Below are 19,816 nucleotides of genomic sequence, written 5' to 3' on the forward strand. Positions count from 1 at the left end.
CTAGGTGCACGACGGCAGGCCGACCGCCAGCTGCACGGCGATCGCGCGGCGGTTCGCGTCCGGTCCGTACTGGTTGGCGCCGCACGCGAGGCCCGACGCCTTGGTCGGATGCAGCCCTTGCCACGCCACGCTCACGCGATAGATGCCCGGCTTGCACACGCCGGCCGTCGGGTCGGGCGCCTGCAGCTGCTCGACGCAGCCGCGCGCATCGATCATCGCGCCGGTCGCCGCGCCCGCGCCGGTCTGCTCGGCGGCGCCTTTCAATTCCTGGCTCCATTCGCACTGGTCGCGCGCGCTGCCGATGGCCAGGGTGGTGCAGTCGGTGGGCTGGTCGTCGTTCTTGCCGAGCGCCGCCGCCGTCACGTAGTCGGCCGCATGGGCCGAATTGCCGAGGATGCGGGCGCGCATGTCATCCACCAGCACGACGGCCTGGGCGCGCTGGTAGGCCTCGATCGATCCCACCTGCACCTTGGCCTGCAGCGCGGCGATGCCCAGCAGGCCGAACGCGAGGATGACGACGGTCACGAGCACTTCGACGAGGCTCAGGCCCGCACTGGGGAGTGTCCGCGCGCGCCGCATTCAGCACCCCGACGCCTGCAGGCGCGGACGCCCGCTCAGGTCCACCTGCACGCAGCGGTGGGTTTCCGCGCCGTCGACGGCGACGTCGAACGACGGCGGCGCATCGCTCGCGACGCGGCCGTTGGGCAGGTACACGACGGCGTCCGGGCCGGTGATCGTCGCGCCCTGCACCGGGCCGTGGTTCGCGACCGGGTGGCCGGTATCGGACGGATTCGGGATGCGCCAGCCGGCCTGCCAGGTGTCGGCGGCGGGTTCCAGGGTCACCTGGGTAGCGCGCTTGATCGCTTCGCTGCGCGCGAGCACGAGGGCCGCGTACAGGTCGGTGCTGGCGGTGCGCGCGCGCTGGCCCGCGACGAGGCTCTTGAACGCCGGCGCGGCCATGGCCGACAGGATCGCGGTGATGGCCACGACCGTCATCAGTTCGATCAGCGTGAAGCCGCGCGCACGCATTACCATAGGTTGGACGGCGTCCGGGCGCCGCTGTTGTCGATGGTGAGATTGCCGTCGCCGGCCTGGCGCGACCCGATCACCGGCCTGGCCGTGATCGTGAAGGACGGCGGCGGGCCGGCGGCGGCGTCGATGCTGACGTCATAGTAACTCGCAACCTCGGCCGGCACGGGCAGGTTGAGTGCGGTCGGCGTGCCCGCGTACTCGTGGGCGTCGGCGAAATACTGCGCCTGCGCCTGCGCCAGCGTGAGCAGATACGCCTGCGCCGCCGCGCGGTTGCCGCGCACGAGATATTTGCCGTAGGCGGGCAGCGCGATGGACGCGAGGATGCCGACGATGGCCACCACGATCAGCAGTTCGATCAGGGTAAAGCCGCGGGAGCGGCGCGCAGTAATGTGCGGAATTCGGTAAGACATGATGGACCTCATGGGGCGCGTGGGCCAACATTACATATTTCCATGTGGAAATTCTATCAGAATGTGTCAGTCCGTGGCATATGCACGACACTCGATTGACGTGCGAGACAGGCCAACGCCGGTACAATAGTGTCCTCTCGACAACAACCCGACGCATGGACTACCTCGACATCCTGTTGCGCCTGACGGCCTCGGTCCTCGTCGGCGGCCTGATCGGCCTGGACCGCAACCTGCACGGCAAGCCCACCGGCATCCGCACCCTGGGACTCGTATGCCTGGGCGCCTGCGTGCTGACCCTCGCCGGCGCCAATTTCCTCACGGGCGACGGCCAGGCCGATGCGTCCGCCGCCAGCCGCGTGATCCAGGGACTGGTGACGGGCATCGGCTTCCTCGGCTCGGGCGTGATCATCCGCGACAACGGCAGCGACCGCGTACGGGGCCTGACGACGGCCGCGTCGATCTGGATCACGGCCATCCTCGGCATCCTGTGCGGCATGGGCTCCTGGCAGATCGCCGCGATCGCCCTCGTCCTCGTGTTCCTCCTGTTCGTGTGCGGCAAGCCCATCGAGCGGGCGTTGCACCGGCGCTGGCTGGACAAGCCGGAAAAGGAAAAGCAGGCGATCACCCTGCACGAGGAATGAGCGTCAGGACGCCGGCGGCACCACCGGCAGCTTGATCGTGAAGACGGTGCCGACGTCCGGCTTCGAGGCCACGTCGATCCGCCCGCCGTGCTTGTTGACGATGCTGTACGACAGCGACAGGCCGAGGCCCGTCCCGCTGCCCACCGGCTTGGTGGTGAAGAACGGTTCGAAGATGCGTTTCAGGTTGTCCTGCGGGATGCCGCAGCCGTTGTCGCTGATCTTCACCCACACCCAGCCCTCGCTCGCCCCGGTGGCGATCGTGATCACGCCCTTGCTCTTGATGGCCTGGGCGGCATTCACGAGCAGGTTCATGAACACCTGGTTCAGCTGCGAGGCCAGGCACTTGATTTCCGGGAGCTTGCCGTAGTGCTTCTCGACCGTCGCCTTGTACTTGATCTCGTTGGCGACGATGTTGAGCGTGGTGTCGAGGCCCGCGTGCACGTCCGCGTACTGCCAGTCGTTCTGGCCGACGTGCGAAAAATCCTTCAGCGCCTGGACGATGTCCTTCACGCGCTTCAGGCCGTCCATCGACTCGCTCACGAGGTCGGCGATGTCGTCCTTCAGGTAGCCGAGGTCGGCCTCGCGGTTGATCGCCTCGATCTGCGCCGTCAGCGCCGAGCCGGGCGCCGCCTTCTGCACCGCCTCGCCGTACGCGTCCACCACGTTCAGCAGCGTGTCCACGTAGTGCCCCAACGTCCCCATATTGGAGTTGACGAAGCCGATCGGGTTGTTGATCTCGTGCGCGACGCCGGCCGCCAGCTGGCCGATCGACGCCATCTTTTCCGACTGCAGCAACTGCTCGTGCGCCTCGCTCAGGCGGGCGATCAGCTGCTGCTGTTTCTGCTCCATGTTCTTGCGCGAGGTGATGTCCGTCAGCGAGCCGATGACTTCCACCGGCGTGCCGTGCTCGTCGCGGATCAGGCGCAGGCGGTCGTGCATCCACACGAACTCGCCGCTCGCGGTGCGGAACCGGTATTCGTAGGTGCGCTCGCCTTCCACGAACAGCTGGGCCAGGCTGGAAAAGATGGTCGGGGCGTCGTCCGGGTGGAGATGGTCGAACCAGAAGTTCGGATCGGCCAGCATCTCTTCCGGCCGGTAGCCGAGGACGTTGTAGGCATTGTTGCTCACGAACGTCATCTTGAAGTCGCCGCTGGGCACGGTGGTGTAGATGATCGCCGGCGTGTTGTCGATCAGGTATTGCAGCCGGACCAGGGGCGACGCGGCTTCGGCCGGCGCGGGGCTCGACGATAGCGATTCGAAAACTTCAAATTCCATGGCGTTGGCTCGGCGTATCTACGGAATTTCCATTATCCGGAGGAAACGCCGAGCGTGGGGGCTTTCTTGAAACTCTTGCATGCAAGAGTTTCGGTCGCTATCGCCTGATTACAACAGTCGGCCTTACTGCGCCTGGGTGTCCAGCGTCACCTGCGCGCCTTCGAGCCCGTCGGCGCTGGCCGTCAGGGTCAGCTTGCCCGCTTCGCCCGCCTTCGTCTTCACGATGGCCAGCGCCAGGCCGTTGAACGCCTTGCGCTGCAGCGACTGGAACGCTTCCAGGTCGGTCGCGTCGCCATTGTCCGTCGCGACGATCGCGCCCGGCCCGGACAGTTTGAAGGTGATGCGGTCATGCGTGCGCGGTACCGGACGGCCGTCCTTGTCGGCGATCGTGACCGTCACGAACGACAAGTCCTTCCCATCCGCGCGCAGCTTCGCCCGGTCGGCCGACACGAGCAGCTTCGCGGGCGCGCCCGTCGTCGCGACGGTGTCCTCGGCCCAGCGCTTGCCCTTCTTGTACACGACCGCTTTCAAGGTGCCGGGCTGGTAGACGACGTCGTCCCAGCGCAGGCGGTAGTCGCGCGGGCCGCGCTTCTTGCGTCCCAGCGATTTGCCGTTCAGGAACAGCTCCGCCTCGTCGCCGGATGTGTACAAATGCACCGGCGTCACCTGGCCCACGCGCTCCGGCCAGTTCCAGTGCGGCAGCAGGTGCGCCATCGGCAGTTCCGGACGCCAGCGGGCCTGGTACAAGTAGAAGCGGTCCTTCTTGAAGCCGGCCAGGTCGATGATGCCGAAGTACGAGCTGCGCGACGGCATCGCGATCTTCTTCAGCGTCGCCAGTTCCTGCGCGGCGCGCGCCTGCTGGGCGGGATCGGTGAAGTTCAGCAGGTTCGTCGTGTCGTCGTTGTACGGCGTCGGCTCGCCCAGGTAGTCGAAGCCGGTCCACACGAATTCGCCCGCCACGAACGGATTGTCGTCCTGGCCCTTGAATTCGACGTCGGGCGACGTCGCCCACGGCGGCGCCGTCAGGTCGTAGCTGCTGACCTGGAAGTTGGCGGCGCCTTTCGATTTGTCGTCGCTGACCGGGAAGAAGTACTCGCCGCGCGAGCTGACCGTCGATGCGGTCTCGCTGCCGTAGATCGGCAGGTAGGGCGCGGACGCATGCATCTTGCCGTACTCGCCCGGCTTGTAGTTGTAGCCGAAGATGTCGACCACGTTCTGGAAGCCGTTGTAGCCGGAATCCGTGTGGTTGTACGCGGACGTGACGGGGCGCGTGCGGTCTTCGCCGCGCGCGATCTCGGCCAGGTGCGCGGCCAGCTTCCAGCCTTCCGGCTTGCCCTGCTCCGGGATCTCGTTGCCGGTGCTCCAGGCGATCACGCTCGGGTGGTTGCGGTCGCGCCGGATCTGGGCGCGCAGGTCCTTCTCGTGCCATTCGTCGAACGACGTGTGGTAGTCGTTCGGCGTCTTCTTTTCGTGCCACATGTCGAACGCCTCGTCCAGCACGACGAAGCCCATGCGGTCGGCGAGGTCCAGCAGCTCCGGCGCCGGCGGGTTGTGGCTCGTGCGGATCGCGTTCGTGCCCATCTCGCGCAGCAGTTCCAGCTGGCGTTCGAGGGCGCGCTCGTTGATCGCGCTGCCCAGCGCGCCCAGGTCGTGGTGCATGCACACGCCGTTCAGCGGCACGCGCTGGCCGTTCAGCAGGAAGCCGTTGTTCGCGTCGAACACGGCGCTGCGGATGCCGAACGGGGTCTCGACCACGTCCGTCACCTGGCCGTTTTCCGTGACGGTGGTGACGGCCACGTAGCGCTGCGGGCTCGCGATGCTCCATAGCTTCGGCTGCGGCACCGTCAGCGTCTGCGTGAGCTGGGCCTGGCGATCCGCCTCCACCTTGGTGACCTTCGTGGCCGCCTGGCGCGCGACCGGCGCCGCGCCGCGCTTGCCGGCCGCGTCGAGCGTGTAGATGTCGGTCGCGACCTGCACCTGCGCCGCGCGGCCGTTGCTTTCCACCGTCGCCTGCACGGAAACGGTGGCCTGCGCCTTCGACACCTGCGGCGTCGTCACGAAGGTCCCGTACTGGGCCACGTGGACGGGCGTCGTCTTGACGAGCCAGACGTGGCGGTAGATGCCGCCGCCCGGATACCAGCGCGAGGACTTCTCGGGATTGTCCAGCCGGATCGCCACGACGTTGTCGCTGCCCGGCTTCGCGTACGGCGTCAGGTCCACGCGCCACGACGCATAGCCGTACGGCCACCCGCCCACGTATTGACCGTTCACCCAGACCTTCGCGTGCGACATGGCGCCGTCGATATCCAGGTAGACGCGGCGGCCCGCATCGCCGGCGGGCAAGGTGAAGTGCTTGCGGTACCAGCCGACGCCCCACCACGGCAGCTTGCCCGTCTCGCCCGGGTATTCCTGCTTGAACGGCCCTTCGACGCCCCAGTCGTGCGGCAGGTCGAGCTTGCGCCACGCGGCGTCGTCGAAGGCCGGCTGGGAGGCGGCGTCCGGTGCCGCGCTGCCGGCCGGATCGCCTTTCGTGAAGCGCCAGCCGGCGTCGAACGACTGGCGTTCGCGGACGGCGGCCGCATGCGCGCCGCCGCACAGCAGGGCGACGCCGAGGGCAACGGTGGTGAGGGAACGGGGAAGAAGCGTCATGGTCTCGTCGTTATGGTTATGAGAAGGGAAACCCCAAGTATGAGCCAGCCTCCCCGCGCCCAGCTATATGAAATGGGCCGGGCCGGTATCCAAAAGCGCGATAGCAGATCCTCCTTCACGGGTTCCCGTGCAGCCGTTTCGACTCGAATTCGGCGAACGCCTCGCGCACCGCCTCGTCCAGTTCCGTGTCGATCCAGGGTTTGGTCAGGAACTTGAAGATCGCGCCCCGGTTGACCGCATCCGTCACCGACTGCAGGTCCGTGTACCCCGACAGCACCATGCGCACGGCGAGCGGATACATCTGCTTCACGCGCGCGAGGAATTCGGTGCCGCTCATCCCGCGCATGCGCTGGTCGCACACGATGACGCCCACCTCGGTCGTCGCGAGGATCTCGAACGCCTCGCGCGCGCTGCTCGCCACCAGCACGCGGTAGCCGCTCTGGCGCATGGCGCGCCGGATCGCCGCCAGCAGGTTCACTTCGTCATCCACATACAGCAGGGTGCGGTGATAGGGCTGCGGCTGCAGCTTGTCCAGCGCGAGCGCCTTTTCCTCGCGCAGCATGCGGCCGCAGTCGTCGGGCGCCGCGGGCCGGCCGAACAGGTAGCCCTGCACCTCGTCGCAGCCGTGCTGCGCCAGCAGCGCCAGCTGCCCTTCCGTCTCGACGCCTTCCGCGATCACGTCCAGCCTCAGGCCGTGCCCCATCGCGATCACGGCGCGCGCGATCGCCAGGTCGTCCGGGTCGGACGTCAGGTCGCGCACGAACGACTGGTCGAGCTTCAGGCGGTCGACGGGGAAGCGCTTCAGGTAGTTCAGGTTCGAATACCCGGTACCGAAATCGTCGATGGCCAGGCGCACGCCCATCTCCTTCAGCTTGCACAGGATGTCGACGGTCTTCTGCGGGTCTTCCATCGACGCGCTTTCGGTCAGCTCCAGTTCCAGCAGCTTCGGTTCCAGCCCCGTCTCGGCGAGGGTCTTCGCGACCGTCTCGACGATCCGTTCCGAGAACTGGCGCGCCGACAGGTTCACCGAGACCGGCACGGCGCGCAGGCCCTCGCGCTGCCAGGCCATCGACTGTTCGCAGGCCAGCCGCAGCACCCGCTCGCCGATGGGCAGGACCATGCCCGTCTCCTCCGCCAGGCCGATGAAGCGGCCCGGCGGGATCAGGCCCAGTTCCGGATGCTGCCAGCGCAGCAGCGCCTCGAAGCCGATGAGCTGCCCCGTGGCGAGGCTCGCCTGCGGCTGGAAATACACGATCAGCTCGTCGCGTTCGAGCGCGCGCCGCAGCGCGTTTTCGAAGCGGTAGCGCTCGTACACCCCGTCGTTGAGTTCCGGCCGGTAGAACGCATAGCGCTCGTCCTTGCTCGCCAGGGCGCGCTGCAGCGCCGCCTCGGCGTCCTGCGTGAGGCCGTCGTAGTCGTCGGCATCGTTCGGGAACAGGGCGATGCCGATGCACGGGTCCAGGTGCACGTCCTCGTCGTCGTGGACGAACGCCTGGTCCATGCGCTCCAGCACCAGGCGCGCCAGCGTGGCCATCTCCGCCTCGTTCGCACGCAGCGCGGCGAGCGTGAACGTGCGCTCGCCCGTGCGCGCGACCGTGAGATCGGCGTCCTGGAGTTCGCCCAGGCGGCTCGCGGCCTGGCGCAGCAGCGCCTGTTCGGCTTCCACGCCCACGCTGGCGCGGATCACCTGCAGGCGCGTCAGGCGCAGCAGCATGTAGCCGAGCAGCGGCTTGCCGTCGATGACGCGGGCCTGCATCTGGCGCACGCGGTCGCGCAGCAGCACGTCGTTCGGCAGGCCCGTCTCGCGGTCGAAATTGGAGAGATAGCGCAGGCTCTCTTCGGCGCGGCGCAGCTCCGTCACGTCCATGCCCGCCGTGACGACGTACTGCACGCTGCCGTCGGCGCGGGGCAGCATGGTCGACGACCAGATCACGGAGCGCACGGACCCGTCGCGCGCGACCCATTCGCCGGTCTGCTGCACCGGCACTGTCCCGGCGGGCGACGCATTGAATTCCACGGGCGCGTTGTCGGCGCGGCGGAACAGGTCGCGGAACGGCCGCCCCAGCACCTCTTCCGCGCGCCAGCCCGACGTCTGCTCGCAGGCCGGATTGAACAGCCGGATGCTGCCGTCGCCGTCCACCACGCAGACCAGCGCCCCGGACAGGTTCACCACGGCCGCCAGCAGCGCACGCTCCGATTCCAGCGCCGCCGTGCGTTCGTCCACCAGGCGCTCCATGTTGCCGTACAGGTGCGCGCGCTCGACGGCGACGGCGATCTGGCTGCCGACCGTCTCCAGCACCTGGCGGTCGTCCTCGGCCAGCGGGCCGTCGCCGACGGTCAGGCACATCATGCCGCGGCTGCGCGTGCCGGTCGACAGCGGGACGCGCAGGCTGGGAAAGCCGCGGCACGTCGACCGCGTCACGGCCGCCGGCTGCTGCCCCGCCGGCATGGCGCAGGTGCACGGCGCCATGACCGCGCCGGTGCCGTCGCGCGCGACGGCGAACGTGGGCCGGCCGTCGTGGTCGTGCAGCCGGATCGTCGCGCCGGTGACGCCCGGCAGGTCCAGCACGCGGTCGAGCGCGCGCTCGGCCACGTCCTGCTCCGACAGCACGGGATTGATCGCCTCCGCGACCCGGTACAACCCCTCCAGCGACTGGTACGAATGGGCGATGCGCTCCTGCTGGGCGCGCAGCTGCTCCGTCATGTGGATCGCTTCCTCGTACGTCGAGATCAGGAGGTCGAAGATCTGCTGGCGTTCCGCCGTGATGAAATGGGTCTGGCCGCCCAGGTTGATCTTCATCCCCAGCTGCACCCGCTCGTTCGAGCGCAGCGCGCGGTTGGCGAGGATGAAGCGGATGCGGCCCAGCAGGTAGTCCGCCTCGAACGGCTTGCGGATGAAGTTGTCGGCGCCGCAGTCCAGGCCCTTGATCACGTCGTACAGGCTGGAGAGCGACGTGAGCAGGATCACCGGCACGTCGCGCACGTGCGGGTCCTGCTTGATCGCCTTGCACATCTCGAAGCCGTCCATGCGCGGCATGTTGATGTCGGTGACGATGAGCGTCGGCGGTCGCTGTCGGGCCGCCTCCAGGCCCGCGCGGCCGTCGGACGCGATGCGCACGCGGTAGCCCACGGTTTCGAGCAGCTGCGCCAGCTGGCGGGCCTGGGTGGCGCTGTCCTCCACCACCAGGATCTCGATGTCGTTCGCGGTATCCGTCCCGCGTTCGACGACATTGTCGGGAGAGGTGCTCATGGAAGGTCCCCAAGGGTTGGAAAAACGGAGGACGGAAACGGCTCGGCCGGCAAGCGTGCCAGCACCTTGCCGATTTCCGCGGGCTCGAGCACCAGCATCGCGGCGTCCAGCCGCAACGCCTCGCCGGGCATGCCGTAGACGACGGCGCTCGCGCGGTCCTGCGCGATCGTCAGCGCGCCGTGCTCGCGCAACAGCTTCAATTCGGCCGCGCCGTCCTTGCCCATGCCGGTCAGGAGGACGGCGGCGGTGGCCGGACGCAGTTCGGGATCGATGGCGCGGAACAGGTGCGACACCGACGGGCACATGCCGTGTTCCGGCGGCGCCAGCACGAGCCGGCCGACGAGCCCCGGGCCCAGCGTCGCCTGCCAGCCTTCCGGGACGAGGCAGGCGCGCCCGCCCGCCAGCGGGGCGCCATCCTTCAGCACCTCCACCGGGTAGCCGCTGGCCTCGCCCAGCCACGTCGCCAGGCCGTCCATGAAGCCGGGCGCGAGATGCTGCACGATCACGACCGGCAGCGGATAGTCGGCCGGCAGTTCGGCCAGGATGTCGCGCAGCACGGTCGGTCCGCCCGTCGACGCACCGACGGCCACGAGGCGCCGCGGCGCCCCCTGCAACGGACGCGCCGCGCGCCGCGCATCGCTCCAGCGCCGCACGACGCGCACCTCGGCCATCGCCTTCACCGTGCGCACGAGGTCGCGCGCGCTGTCCGCATGCGCCGGGTTGCCGATGCCGAGCGGACGCCGCACCAGCACCAGCGCACCCGCCTCGATCGCGCGGAAGCTGGCGTCGACCTCGGCCCGGTCGTCGCTGCCGCTGACGACGACGATGCGCGTGGGGCATTCGCGCATGATGCGGCGGATGGCCTCGAAGCCGTCCATGCGCGGCATGTGCAGGTCCATCGTGATCACGTCCGGCTGCAGCTCGCGCGCGAGCTTCAGCGCTTCCTCGCCGTCCGCCGCGCACCCGACCACCGCCAGGCCCGGGGCCGTGCCGAGGATGTGCATCAGCAGCGCCCGCACCGAATTCGAATCGTCCACCACCAGTACCCGGATCATGATGCCTCCATCCCCGCCACCCGTTGCACCGTCGCCAGCAGGCGGTCCTGGTCGAAACTGCCCTTCGTGAAATACGCGTCCGCGCCCGCGCGCAGGCCGGCCTCGCGCTGCTCGGGCGTCTGCAGCGACGTCACCAGGATCACGGGCAGCTCGGCGGTGGCCGGCGTCGCCCGGATGCTGGCGGTGAGCGCCAGCCCGTCCATGTTCGGCATCTCGACGTCGCTCACGACCACGTCGTAGCGCCCCGTGCGCAGCCGCGATTGCGCGTCGAGGCCGTCGACGGCGGTGTCCACCGCATAGCCGGCGCCTTCGAGGATGTGCTTGAGCAGCAGGCGCGACGTGACGGAATCCTCGACGACGAGCACCTTGCGCGGTCCCGCCACCGGCGCCGGCGCGGCCGCCGCGGCGGCCCCCGCGAGCCCGCGCCCGGCGACGTCCTCGAGCGCGATCACGGGCGCAAGCGTGCCGTCGCCCAGCTGCGCGGCGCCGCTGAACCAGCGCACGCGCCGCAGCAGCGGCCCCATGGGCTTGGGCAGCAGGTCCTGCTCGGCGACGATGGCGTCGACGAGCACGCCGAACGCCTGGCCGCCCGCCTGCGCGGCGATCACGACGCCCTGGTCGGCGTCGTTGCCGGGCCGCGCCGTCCCGAACAGCGCGGCGAGGCGCACGAGCGGCAGCACGCGCCCGCCCACCAGCACGGTCTCGCGGCCCTCGACGGTGCGCACGGCCGCCTGCGCCGCGCTGCGCACGGCCTCCAGGCCGGCCAGCGGCAGCGCGTAGCGGTGGCCGGCCACTTCCACGACCAGCGCGCGCAGGCTCGCCACGCCCACCGGCAGCAGCAGTTCGAACGACGCACCGGCGCCCGGCACGGTGCCCACGACCAGCTGGCCGCCGCTGGCCGCCACCTTGTCCGCCACGATGGCGAGACCCACGCCGCGGCCCGACACGGACGTGACCTCGGTGCGGGTCGACACGCCGGCCCTCAGGGCGAGCTGCAGGCGCTGCTGCTCGCTCATCTGCGCGAGTTCCGCCGCGTCCACGCCGGCACGGCGCGCGACCGCGTCCGCGTCGATGCCGGCGCCGTCGTCGCGCACGCACACGCACACCATGCGCGCGTCGCGCTGCGTCACCGCGATCTCGATGCGCCCGGACGGATCCTTGCCCGCGCGCGCGCGCTCGTCGGGCGTCTCGATGCCGTGGTCGACGGCATTGGTGACGAGGTGGATCAGCGCTTCGCGCACGACGCCCAGCACGCGCCGGTCGAGGTCCACGTCGGCGCCCAGCGTGTCCAGCCGCACCTGCTTGCCGCGGCCCCGCGCCAGGTTGCGCACGAGCGCGGGCAGCTCGCCGAACGCGGCGGCGGCCGGCACCAGCGCCGTTTCCAGCACGGCCTCGAACAGGCGCGCGCGCACGCCATGCAATTCCTTGCCCGTGTTTTCCATCCCCGTGGCCAGCTGGGCGCACGCGAGCTCGAGGCGCGCCGCTTCGGCGTCGAAGGAGGCGACGCCTTCGCGCCGCCGCGTCGCGATCCCGGCCGCGAGAGCGCGCAATTCGTCGACGTGGTGGCGCAGCTTCAGTTCGACGGGCAGCAGGCCTTCCGCGTGGGCGCGGATCGAATCGATGCAGCGGCCGTCGACCCGGATGCGCTCGTCCGTCCGGTTCGGCTCCGTCTCGTCCGGCGGCGCGTCCGGCTCATTTTGGCCTTCCGGCGCGGGCGCCTCGTCGGGAAGCGGCGCCTCGGCCGCCTGCGCCGGCAGCCCGGCCGCGGCGGTCTCGAGCTGCCCCGCCAGCAGGCCCGCCACCTTGCGGCTGCGCAGGGCGGGCGCGTCGACGACCTGGCGCGCGGCGGCGGCGGCCCTGTGCAGCAGGTCGAACTGTTCGGCCGTCGCGGACAAACCCGCCGCGCGCGCCGCGCCCAGCATGCTTTCCAGCGCATGGCACAGGCGCTCAAGCTCGATCTCGTCGACGGTGCGCGCGGCCCCCTTGAGGGTATGCAGCACCTTCAGCAGGCGTTCGAACAGGGCGTCGCGCTGGCCCGCGCCCGCCTGTTCGAGCGCCACCAGGCCCACGTCGATCTGGGCCAGGTGCTCGCGCGCCTCTTCGCCGAAGATGGCGCGCAGCCGCTCCCGGAATGCTTCGTCGGTCATCGCGCGATCAGAACTGGAAGCGGGTCACGGTCTGGCGCAGCGACTGCCCCAGCGCGTGCAGGTTGCGCGCGGACGCCTCCGCCTGGCGCGTGCCCGCGGCGTTTTCCGTGCTGGCCTGCTGGATGTTCTCCATCGCCAGCACCACCTGGTCCATGCCGGCCAGCTGCTGCTGGCTCGAGACGGCGATCTGCACCGCCGCCTGCGCCGCCTCCGTCATGTTGTCCGTCAGCCCGCGGATGGCCTCGCCGGCCTGCGCGGCCCGCTCGACACCCTGCGCCACCGTCCTGGCGCCCTGCTCCGTGATCATCACGGCCGCGCCCACGCTCTTCTGGATCTCGCCGAGGATCTCGCGCACCTGGCGCGTGGCCTGGCGCGACTGCTCGGCCAGGCTCTTGACTTCCTGCGCCACCACGGCGAAGCCGCGGCCATGCTCGCCGGCCTTGGCGGCCTCGATGGCCGCGTTCACGGCCAGCAGGTTCGACTGCTCGGCGAGGCCCGCGACGGTCGCCGTGATCTCGCCGATCGCGTGGCTGCGCTCGGACAGGCGGACGACGGTGGACGCGATGGCTTCCATCTTTTCCTGGATCGACTCCATGCCCTTCATGCTGTCTTCCAGTGCGCGCCGGCCCTCTGCGGCCGTGCGGGCAGCCTGCTGCGCCGCGTCCGACACGGCGCGCGACTTCTCGGACGCCAGCAGCGACGTCTGCTTGACCTCCTCGACGGTGGCAGTGGTCTGGCTGACGGCCGCCGCCGTCTCGGCCGTGCTGGCCGCCGCCTGCGCGGTGCTGGACAGGATTTCTCCGGCGGCCCCCGTCAACGTGGCGACGCCGCGCGTCGTCTCGGCCGCGACGGTGCGCCAGGACTGCACCATGTCGCCCAGTGCGCGCAGCATCTGCCCGACCTCGTCGCGGCTCGTGCTGGCGGGGACGTCGGCGCGCAGGTCGCCGGCCGCGATGCGCGCGGCCACGGTGGTCGCTTCGCGCAGCGGGACGGCGATGGCGCGGTTGAGCCACACCGTCTTCGCGAACGCCAGCAGGACGACCCCCAGGTTCAGGATGATCAGCGTCGCGCCCGCGGTCTCCACCAGCGCCTCGCCATCGCGCATCCGGGCGCGGGCTTCCCGCATCTGCTTCGCCGCGATCTCGTCGGCGACCGTCCTGAGCCGGTCGAACGTGTTCTGCAGGCGTCCGGTCGCCGCTTCGCCGGCGGCCGCGCGCTGTCCGGCCCGCACCTGCGGCAGCACGTCGTTGTCGCGCACGACGCCGTATTCCTGGTAGGCGTTGACGAGGCGCGCGTAGTCCGCGGCAAACGCCTGGTCGGCGTCCTTGTGCGCGGCGAGCTCGCCGAGCAGAGCCCGGATCGCACCTTCCTCGGCTTCGAGCTGGCGGCCGAAGCCCGCCTGCACGGTGCTGCCCGCCACCAGCGTCGACAGCAGCGCCACGCGTTCGCGGTTGATGGCGCTGCGCAGTTCCAGCACCTTCATCGTGATCGCCAGGTCGTCGTTGTACAGGCGTTGCTGCAACGCCCGCTGGCGCGCGAGTCCGTTCCACGACGAGAAGCTGGACAGCGCCATCGCCACGACGATCAATCCGAAACCGACCATCAGTTTCGCGCGGGTGGAAAAGTCGGCCAGGGCGCGCATGGGAATCTCCTCTTGTTATTGGTGGTCCGTATTCACGATGAGCGTGGAATCGGCAAGCAGGCGCCGCGCGTCCAGCAGCGCGGTGCGGTCGGGGGCGACGCCGAGCAGGTAGCTGGCGTCCGGGTCGGCCAGCATCGGCAGGTCGTGCCCAAGGCAGTCGTGAGGAAAGCACCGGGTGCCGTCGATCGCCTCGGCCAGCACGGCGAACCGGCTCTCCTCGCCGCGCAGGATGATCAGGGCTCCGGGATCGCCCAGTTCGGTCAGCGGCAGCGCGAGCAGCACGCGCAGGTCGACGACGGCCAGCACCTCGCCTTCCCACATCGTGATGCCGGCGATGACATCCGGCACGCCGGGCAAGGCGGTCAGCGGCAGCGCCGGCAGCACGCGCGCGACCCACGCCGTGTCGAACGCATAGCGCTCGCCCCCGCAGCGGAAGGCCAGCACCTCGATGCCCGCGGGCGCGACGGCTTCCGAGGCGGCGCCCGCCGCGGCCAGCGCGGCGGCACGCGCGGCAAGCAGGCGCTCGCGGGCGCCGGGGTCGATGCGGTCCAGCGCGACCAGGCCCGCGGCGGCCGCTTCGAGCCGGCGCGACAAGGCTTCCCAGTCGAAGGCGGCCGTCATGACATCCGCTCCAGCCACGCCGCCGCCGCGCCGCCCAGTTCGGCGTCGGCGTCGGCGGCGCCCGCCAGCCTGCGGCAGTCGCGCAGCAGGCTGCGCGCGCGCGGCCGCCGGCCCGCGGCGTCTTCGATCAGCGCCCACAGGTAGTGGCCGAACGCGCTGTCCGGTTCGAGGTACAGGAGACGCCGCACGCAATGGCGCGCGAGGGCCGGGTCGCCCTGCTCCAGCGCGAACAGCGCGGCACGCTGCTGCAACGGGGCCGACAGCGCCTCGGCCTCGACGGCGCGGCGCAGGCATTGCAGCGCCTCCTCGCGCCCGCCCGCCTGCGCGAGCGCGTGCACGCGCGCCATCGCCGCATCGTCCGGCGCCACCGGCGCGGTCGGCGCCGCGGCCGGCAACGGTTCGGGACGCGGCGCCCGCGCCGGCCGGGCCGCGGCCGGCGCGGGCTCCACCGGCACCGGCACCGGCGCGGGCAGCGCGTCCTTGCGGAAGAACACGGCATCCTCCAGGTACACGGGGGTAAAGCCCTGGAACAGCCGGGTCGAGGCCTCGCTCGCATTCACGACGAGCCAGCCGCCGTCGACGAGGGCAGCGCGCAGCCGCGCGACGACGCGCGCGGCCTGGTCGGGCCCGAAGTACATCAGGACGTTGCGGCAGACGATGACGTCCATGGCGGACGGATACGTGCCGCTGGCCAGGTTGAGCTGCGCGAAGCGGACCTGGGCGCGCAGCGTGGCGTCGACTTCGAAGCGGCCGTCGCCGAGCGGCTGGATGAATGGGGCCAGTTCGGCCGGGTCGGTGCGGCGGAACGACCAGCGCCGGTAGACGCCCGCACGCGCGACGTCGAGGAAGGCGTCGTTCAGGTCGGTGGCGAGGATGTCGACGCGTTCGGGCGGCAGTTGCGGGACGTCGCGGCGCAGCGCCAGCGCGATCGAATACGGTTCCTCGCCCGTGCAGCAGCCGGCGCTCCAGATGCGCAGCGGGCGCACCGTCCCCCGGGCCAGCAGCGCGCGCGCCTGGTCGCACACGAGGTCGAAGGCGCGCGGCTCGCGCAGGAAATACGTTTCGCCGACGGTGAGGAAGCGGGCGCACAGGGCGCTGAGGGCATCGTCCCACGGCCCGGCCAGCAGCCACGACGCGCACGCCGCGGCGCCCGGCAGACCCAGCTCGCCGGCCATCCGCTCCAGGGCGGCGTCGAACTGGCGGCGGCGCAGGCCCGCGAACGTCAGGCCAGTCGCGGCCTCGACCCGCTGCGCCGCCAGGTCGAACACGTCGGCGACGACGATGTCGTCAATGGCGCTCACCCACCGCTCCCAACGCCTGCGTCAGCTGCACCCGTTCGTGCTCGAACAGGAACCGGGCCGGATCGATCACGAGGCACAGGCCGTCCGGCAGGCGCACCACGCCGTCGAGGTAGCCGGCGGCGCCCGCGGCGTCCGGCCAGCCGCTGTCCGGCACCGCCGTGCCGGGGCCGACGATCGCGTCCACCACGAGCGCGCACAGGACCCCGTCCATCTCGACGATGAGGAATTGCTGGGAAGGCGTGATGACCGTCGGGCGGCCGGTGGCGCGCAGGGCGAAATCGAGGACGGTGACGGTCGCGCCGCCCACGTCGAGCACGCCGAGCACGATGTCGGACGCCCCCGGCAGCGGCACCGGCCGCGCGCTGAGCACGGCCCGCCGCACAGTCGCCAGCGGCACGGCGAAGCGCCGCCCGCGGCAATCGAACTCAAGGACCTGCAGTGCTGCCGGTTGCCGGGACGGCAACGCCGCTTCGGGCGCAAAAGCGGAGGGATTCATGCTCATCTCCTGTCGATGCGATGCCATGCGACCGCTGGCATTCTTCGCATGAGACTGATCCTAACGGACCTTGATGCCCGGCGTCTCGATGCCCCTGTGCCGGGCATGGACGTATGTACAGGCTCCGCATGCAGGAAGAATGGCCAAACCTGTGGATTTCATGAAATTTCTAGCAATAAATCACCCAGGTGCATCTTAAAATACCGCAAATTCGATAATTCTGTCGCAAATTAAACGACAGGGGTTATCGTTATATTGTTGCTAAAAATTGACATTCCTCACACCGAGTATGGGTAATGCGATCAGGTCTCGAGGTGGGCCAGCTTGCCGAGGCAACGGCGCTGGAAGCTATCGAGTCCATCCGTGACGAGGGCATCGTCCTCGGCCACGGTGCCGGCGTCGATCAGCAGGCGCAGTTTGGCGATGCGGTCGCCCTGCGCGAGCGCCCGCGCGAGGTTGGACGCGTCCGGTGCGCCCGCCTGTTCGATGGCCAGCGTCACCTCCGCCGGGAATTCCCAGTGGCGCGCGATGCCGGCCGACAGCTGCCGTCCCAGCGCAAGCAATTGGCTGCTGAACTCGGTGGAACCGGGGACGGCGCGGTCCGGGCACAGGCGGAACGCGACGATCACGCCCACGCTCTGCATCAGGCCGGCCAGGTACGCTTCGAAGCCGCCGGCGGGGATGCCCGGCGCGATGAGGCTCGCGGCCAGCGCGCACCGCTCGGACTGGTCCCACACGCGCGGCGCGACGCGGCGCGCGAAGCCGTCCGACTCCATGTTGATGACGGGCCGGAACGCGACGCGCGCCAGCACCATGCGCAGGCCGTTCTGCCCCAGCAGCTTGATGGCGGCCTCGACAGTATCGACCTTCGTCATGGGGCGGTAGAACGCGCTGTTGGCCTCGCGGATCACTTCCGCCACGAGCACGGGATCCTGCATGACGAGGCGCGACAGGTCGGTGGTCGACACGTCTTCCGCGCCCAGGCTGCCCAGCAGCTGGGGGATCACTTCGGGGACGCGCGGCACGAGCCCGGCCGCATCGCCGGGCCGGGCCGCGAGCGCCCGGACCTCGTCGAGGATCTGTTGTTCCACGTCCGGCGCCGCATCGAAACGGGCCGAGCCCGTCAGCCAGCGGTAATACGCCGCATCGATGTCATGGCCGATGCGTTCGGCTTCGCGCGCCTGCTCCAGTTTCTGCTCGCCGGCCTTGGCCGCCGCCGCGGACTGGCTGGCGCCGCCGTCCGAACCGCCCATCAAACGAGAAATCCAACCCATGACATGCCCCCGTGCCGATGTAAATATCGTTATGGGCGGGATTGTGTCAAATAAATTGCCTCATGGCAACTCAATCCACATAAAATGTCTGATTTTACGGCGCTGGAACGCCATTTCCCGCCGATCCGGACAGGATGCCGCGTCAGAACAGGCGGATATTGCCGTCCTCGTCCCAGTCGACGCGGGTGATGCCCGGCTCGTCCCGCTCGAGGCGGCGCAACGCGTCGTCATGCGCGTCCGCCGCGTCCGCCGCGGCCGGCGCCGGACGCGGCGGCGCGAGGCGGTCGCGGCGGGCGAACGCTTCGCGTACCGTCGCGACCAGTTCTTCCTGCTGCCACGGCTTGGCCAGGTAGCGGAACACTTCGGCGCGGTTCACGGCATCGGCCACCTCGAGGATTTCCTTCGTCGCGGAGACGACGATGCGGACCGCTTCCGGCTGCAGGCCTTTCATGAGCTGGAGCACGTCGGCACCGTTCAGGCCGGGCATGCGGTAGTCGGAGATGACGACGTCGAAGTCCTGTTCGCCGGCACGGAGCACGGCCGCCTCCGGCTCGTCGAACGCTTCGATCACGACGTCGTCGGGCGGGAATGCCGCGCGCAGGGTGCGCCGCAATGCGCTCAGCACGGACGGTTCGTCGTCAAGAATGAGAATGCGGCGCATCGGGTGACCCTGACTTCACGAAAAGTTGTAATTCGATCGACGAGCGGCGCTCGTATTCGGCGAGCTGCTTCAGCATCCGGTCGGACAGGACGTGGTCGGCCGACAGCAGCAGCGCCCCTTCCGGCGACAACAGGTCGCGGCTGAGCACCATGCCCGGCTTGAGCTGGGCCGTGCCCATCGCGACTTCCGCGATCACCTCGGCCACGCTGCGCCCGGTGCGGATATCGTAGAACGCTTCGACGACGGCCGGGTCGTAGCGCTTGCCGCGGCTTTCCGCGACCAGTTCCGTCGCCTGCGCCGCATCCGCGCGGCGCTGCGCGAGCAGGCCCCGCTGCAGCGCCTCGTAATCGTGGGCGACCGCCAGGATGCGCGCGCCGAGCGGGATGTCGAAGCCGGCCATGCCTTCCGGAAAGCCGGCGCCGTCGAAGCGCTCGCGGTGGGCGCCGATGATGCGCGCGGCCTCGCGCAATTCCTCCAGCGGCATCAGGATCTGTTCGCCCAGGTGCGGGTATTTGCGGTAGAGCCCGAGGTTGTCACCTTTCAGCACGGACTCCGGAATGCCGATCAGGCCGTCGGGAAAGCCGGTTTTGCCGATTTCGTGCAGCAGGCCCGCCACGAAGATGTCCTGCGCCTCGCGGGCCGTCAGGCCCATGCGCAAGGCGATGCGGCGCGCCAGGTCGGCGACCTTGCGGCCGTGGCCGGGCACGGCGCCGGCGCGCGTCTCGACCATGCTCGAGAACACCTTGATGAGCGTGAGGAAGTTGTTCTTGAGGCGCTCGTGCGAGACCTGCAGCGATTTCTGGGCCGCGGACAATTCCGCCGTCCGTTCGCGCACGCGCTGCTCCAGGTTCGCGTTCAGGTCGCGCAGCTGCTCGTTCTGCTGGCGCGTCAGTTCTTCCAGCCGGAGCTTTTCGCGCTGGAGCCCTTGCCGTTCCAGCGCGTCGCGCACGACGAGCAGGATGGCCTCCTCGTTCCACGGCTTCGTGATGTAGCGATAGACCTCGCCGCGGTTGATCGCGCCGATGGTGGCCTCGTGGTCGGCGTGGCCCGTCAGCAGCAGGCGCAGCGTGTCCGGCCAGCGCTGGCGCACGCGTTCGAGGAATTCGGTGCCGTTCACTTCCGGCATCTGCATGTCGGAGATCACGATGTCGACGTGCTCTTCTTCCAGCACGGCCCACCCGGCCGCGGCGCTGCCCGCGACGAGGACCTTGTAGTGTTCGCGGCGGAACAGGCGGCGCAGCGCGGCGAGGATGTTCGGCTCGTCGTCGACGCACAGGATCGTGGCCGCGGGCGCGTCCGGGCGCGCGGTGGCGGAAAACGTGTTCATGACTGAGCCTCCATGGCGCCAGCCCTCTCGATAAT

Annotated in this window: 16 protein-coding genes; 1 reads left to right on the plus strand and 15 read right to left on the minus strand. The window is 69.9% G+C overall.

The genetic code is table 11. The features are described from left to right. Genes QPK29_RS01700 through QPK29_RS01710 form a run of 3 tightly spaced genes read right to left on the minus strand, consistent with a single transcriptional unit; the run spans nucleotide 1 to nucleotide 1,442 of the window. On the minus strand, nucleotides 1-579 hold the full coding sequence (locus QPK29_RS01700) for a type IV pilus modification PilV family protein (RefSeq protein WP_371769442.1): 579 nt from the start codon (nucleotides 577-579) through the stop codon (nucleotides 1-3). Then, the gene (locus QPK29_RS01705; RefSeq protein ID WP_371769443.1) at nucleotides 580-1,035 is read right to left on the minus strand and encodes a GspH/FimT family pseudopilin; all 456 of its coding nucleotides are present in this window, start codon (nucleotides 1,033-1,035) and stop codon (nucleotides 580-582) included. It lies immediately after the preceding gene. After that, entirely contained in the window at nucleotides 1,029-1,442 is a 414-nt protein-coding gene (locus tag QPK29_RS01710; RefSeq protein ID WP_371769444.1) for a type IV pilin protein, read from the minus strand. The genes QPK29_RS01705 and QPK29_RS01710 overlap by 7 nt, the downstream gene beginning before the upstream one ends. Nucleotides 1,443-1,597: 155 nt before the next feature. Here QPK29_RS01710 and QPK29_RS01715 point away from each other — a divergent pair, with 155 nt between their 5' ends. After that, the gene (locus tag QPK29_RS01715) at nucleotides 1,598-2,083 is read left to right on the plus strand and encodes an MgtC/SapB family protein (RefSeq protein ID WP_371769445.1); all 486 of its coding nucleotides are present in this window, start codon (nucleotides 1,598-1,600) and stop codon (nucleotides 2,081-2,083) included. 3 nt (nucleotides 2,084-2,086) lie between these two features. Here the strand turns inward: QPK29_RS01715 and QPK29_RS01720 are convergent, their stop codons facing one another. The 12 genes from QPK29_RS01720 to QPK29_RS01775 form a co-directional block, all read right to left on the minus strand. Further along, the gene (locus QPK29_RS01720; RefSeq protein ID WP_056124993.1) at nucleotides 2,087-3,358 is read right to left on the minus strand and encodes an ATP-binding protein; all 1,272 of its coding nucleotides are present in this window, start codon (nucleotides 3,356-3,358) and stop codon (nucleotides 2,087-2,089) included. 123 nt (nucleotides 3,359-3,481) lie between these two features. Beyond that, nucleotides 3,482-6,007, minus strand: coding sequence for a beta-galactosidase GalB (gene galB, locus QPK29_RS01725; protein WP_371769446.1), 2,526 nt, complete (start codon nucleotides 6,005-6,007; stop codon nucleotides 3,482-3,484). A gap of 115 nt (nucleotides 6,008-6,122) precedes the next feature. Further along, entirely contained in the window at nucleotides 6,123-9,257 is a 3,135-nt protein-coding gene (locus QPK29_RS01730) for an EAL domain-containing protein (protein ID WP_371769447.1), read from the minus strand. After that, nucleotides 9,254-10,312 carry a chemotaxis protein CheB gene (locus QPK29_RS01735; protein ID WP_371769448.1) on the minus strand — a complete coding sequence of 353 codons (1,059 nt, stop codon included), beginning with the start codon at nucleotides 10,310-10,312 and terminating at the stop codon, nucleotides 9,254-9,256. The genes QPK29_RS01730 and QPK29_RS01735 overlap by 4 nt, the downstream gene beginning before the upstream one ends. Next, complete coding sequence (locus QPK29_RS01740; RefSeq protein WP_371769449.1) at nucleotides 10,309-12,459, minus strand: hybrid sensor histidine kinase/response regulator; 2,151 nt, start codon at nucleotides 12,457-12,459, stop codon at nucleotides 10,309-10,311. Before QPK29_RS01740 ends, QPK29_RS01735 begins: the two co-directional genes overlap by 4 nt. 7 nt (nucleotides 12,460-12,466) lie before the next feature. Next, nucleotides 12,467-14,101 carry a methyl-accepting chemotaxis protein gene (locus QPK29_RS01745; protein WP_371769450.1) on the minus strand — a complete coding sequence of 545 codons (1,635 nt, stop codon included), beginning with the start codon at nucleotides 14,099-14,101 and terminating at the stop codon, nucleotides 12,467-12,469. A gap of 15 nt (nucleotides 14,102-14,116) precedes the next feature. Then, nucleotides 14,117-14,722, minus strand: coding sequence for a chemotaxis protein CheW (locus tag QPK29_RS01750; RefSeq protein WP_371769451.1), 606 nt, complete (start codon nucleotides 14,720-14,722; stop codon nucleotides 14,117-14,119). After that, a complete protein-coding gene (locus tag QPK29_RS01755) occupies nucleotides 14,719-16,023 on the minus strand; it encodes a CheR family methyltransferase (RefSeq protein ID WP_371769452.1) in 1,305 nt (434 codons plus the stop codon). Before QPK29_RS01755 ends, QPK29_RS01750 begins: the two co-directional genes overlap by 4 nt. Further along, on the minus strand, nucleotides 16,010-16,519 hold the full coding sequence (locus tag QPK29_RS01760) for a chemotaxis protein CheW (protein ID WP_056329294.1): 510 nt from the start codon (nucleotides 16,517-16,519) through the stop codon (nucleotides 16,010-16,012). Before QPK29_RS01760 ends, QPK29_RS01755 begins: the two co-directional genes overlap by 14 nt. Nucleotides 16,520-16,821: 302 nt before the next feature. Further along, entirely contained in the window at nucleotides 16,822-17,793 is a 972-nt protein-coding gene (locus tag QPK29_RS01765) for an HDOD domain-containing protein (protein WP_200948884.1), read from the minus strand. A 142-nt stretch (nucleotides 17,794-17,935) separates the two neighbouring features. Then, entirely contained in the window at nucleotides 17,936-18,454 is a 519-nt protein-coding gene (locus QPK29_RS01770) for a response regulator (protein ID WP_371769453.1), read from the minus strand. Further along, nucleotides 18,432-19,781 (minus strand): HD domain-containing phosphohydrolase, encoded by a 1,350-nt coding sequence (locus QPK29_RS01775; protein ID WP_371769454.1) that lies wholly within the window; start codon nucleotides 19,779-19,781, stop codon nucleotides 18,432-18,434. Before QPK29_RS01775 ends, QPK29_RS01770 begins: the two co-directional genes overlap by 23 nt. Nucleotides 19,782-19,816 lie beyond the last annotated feature (35 nt).

The sequence above is a fragment of the Massilia orientalis genome, assembly GCF_030411975.2.
Classification (GTDB): domain Bacteria; phylum Pseudomonadota; class Gammaproteobacteria; order Burkholderiales; family Burkholderiaceae_D; genus Telluria; species Telluria orientalis.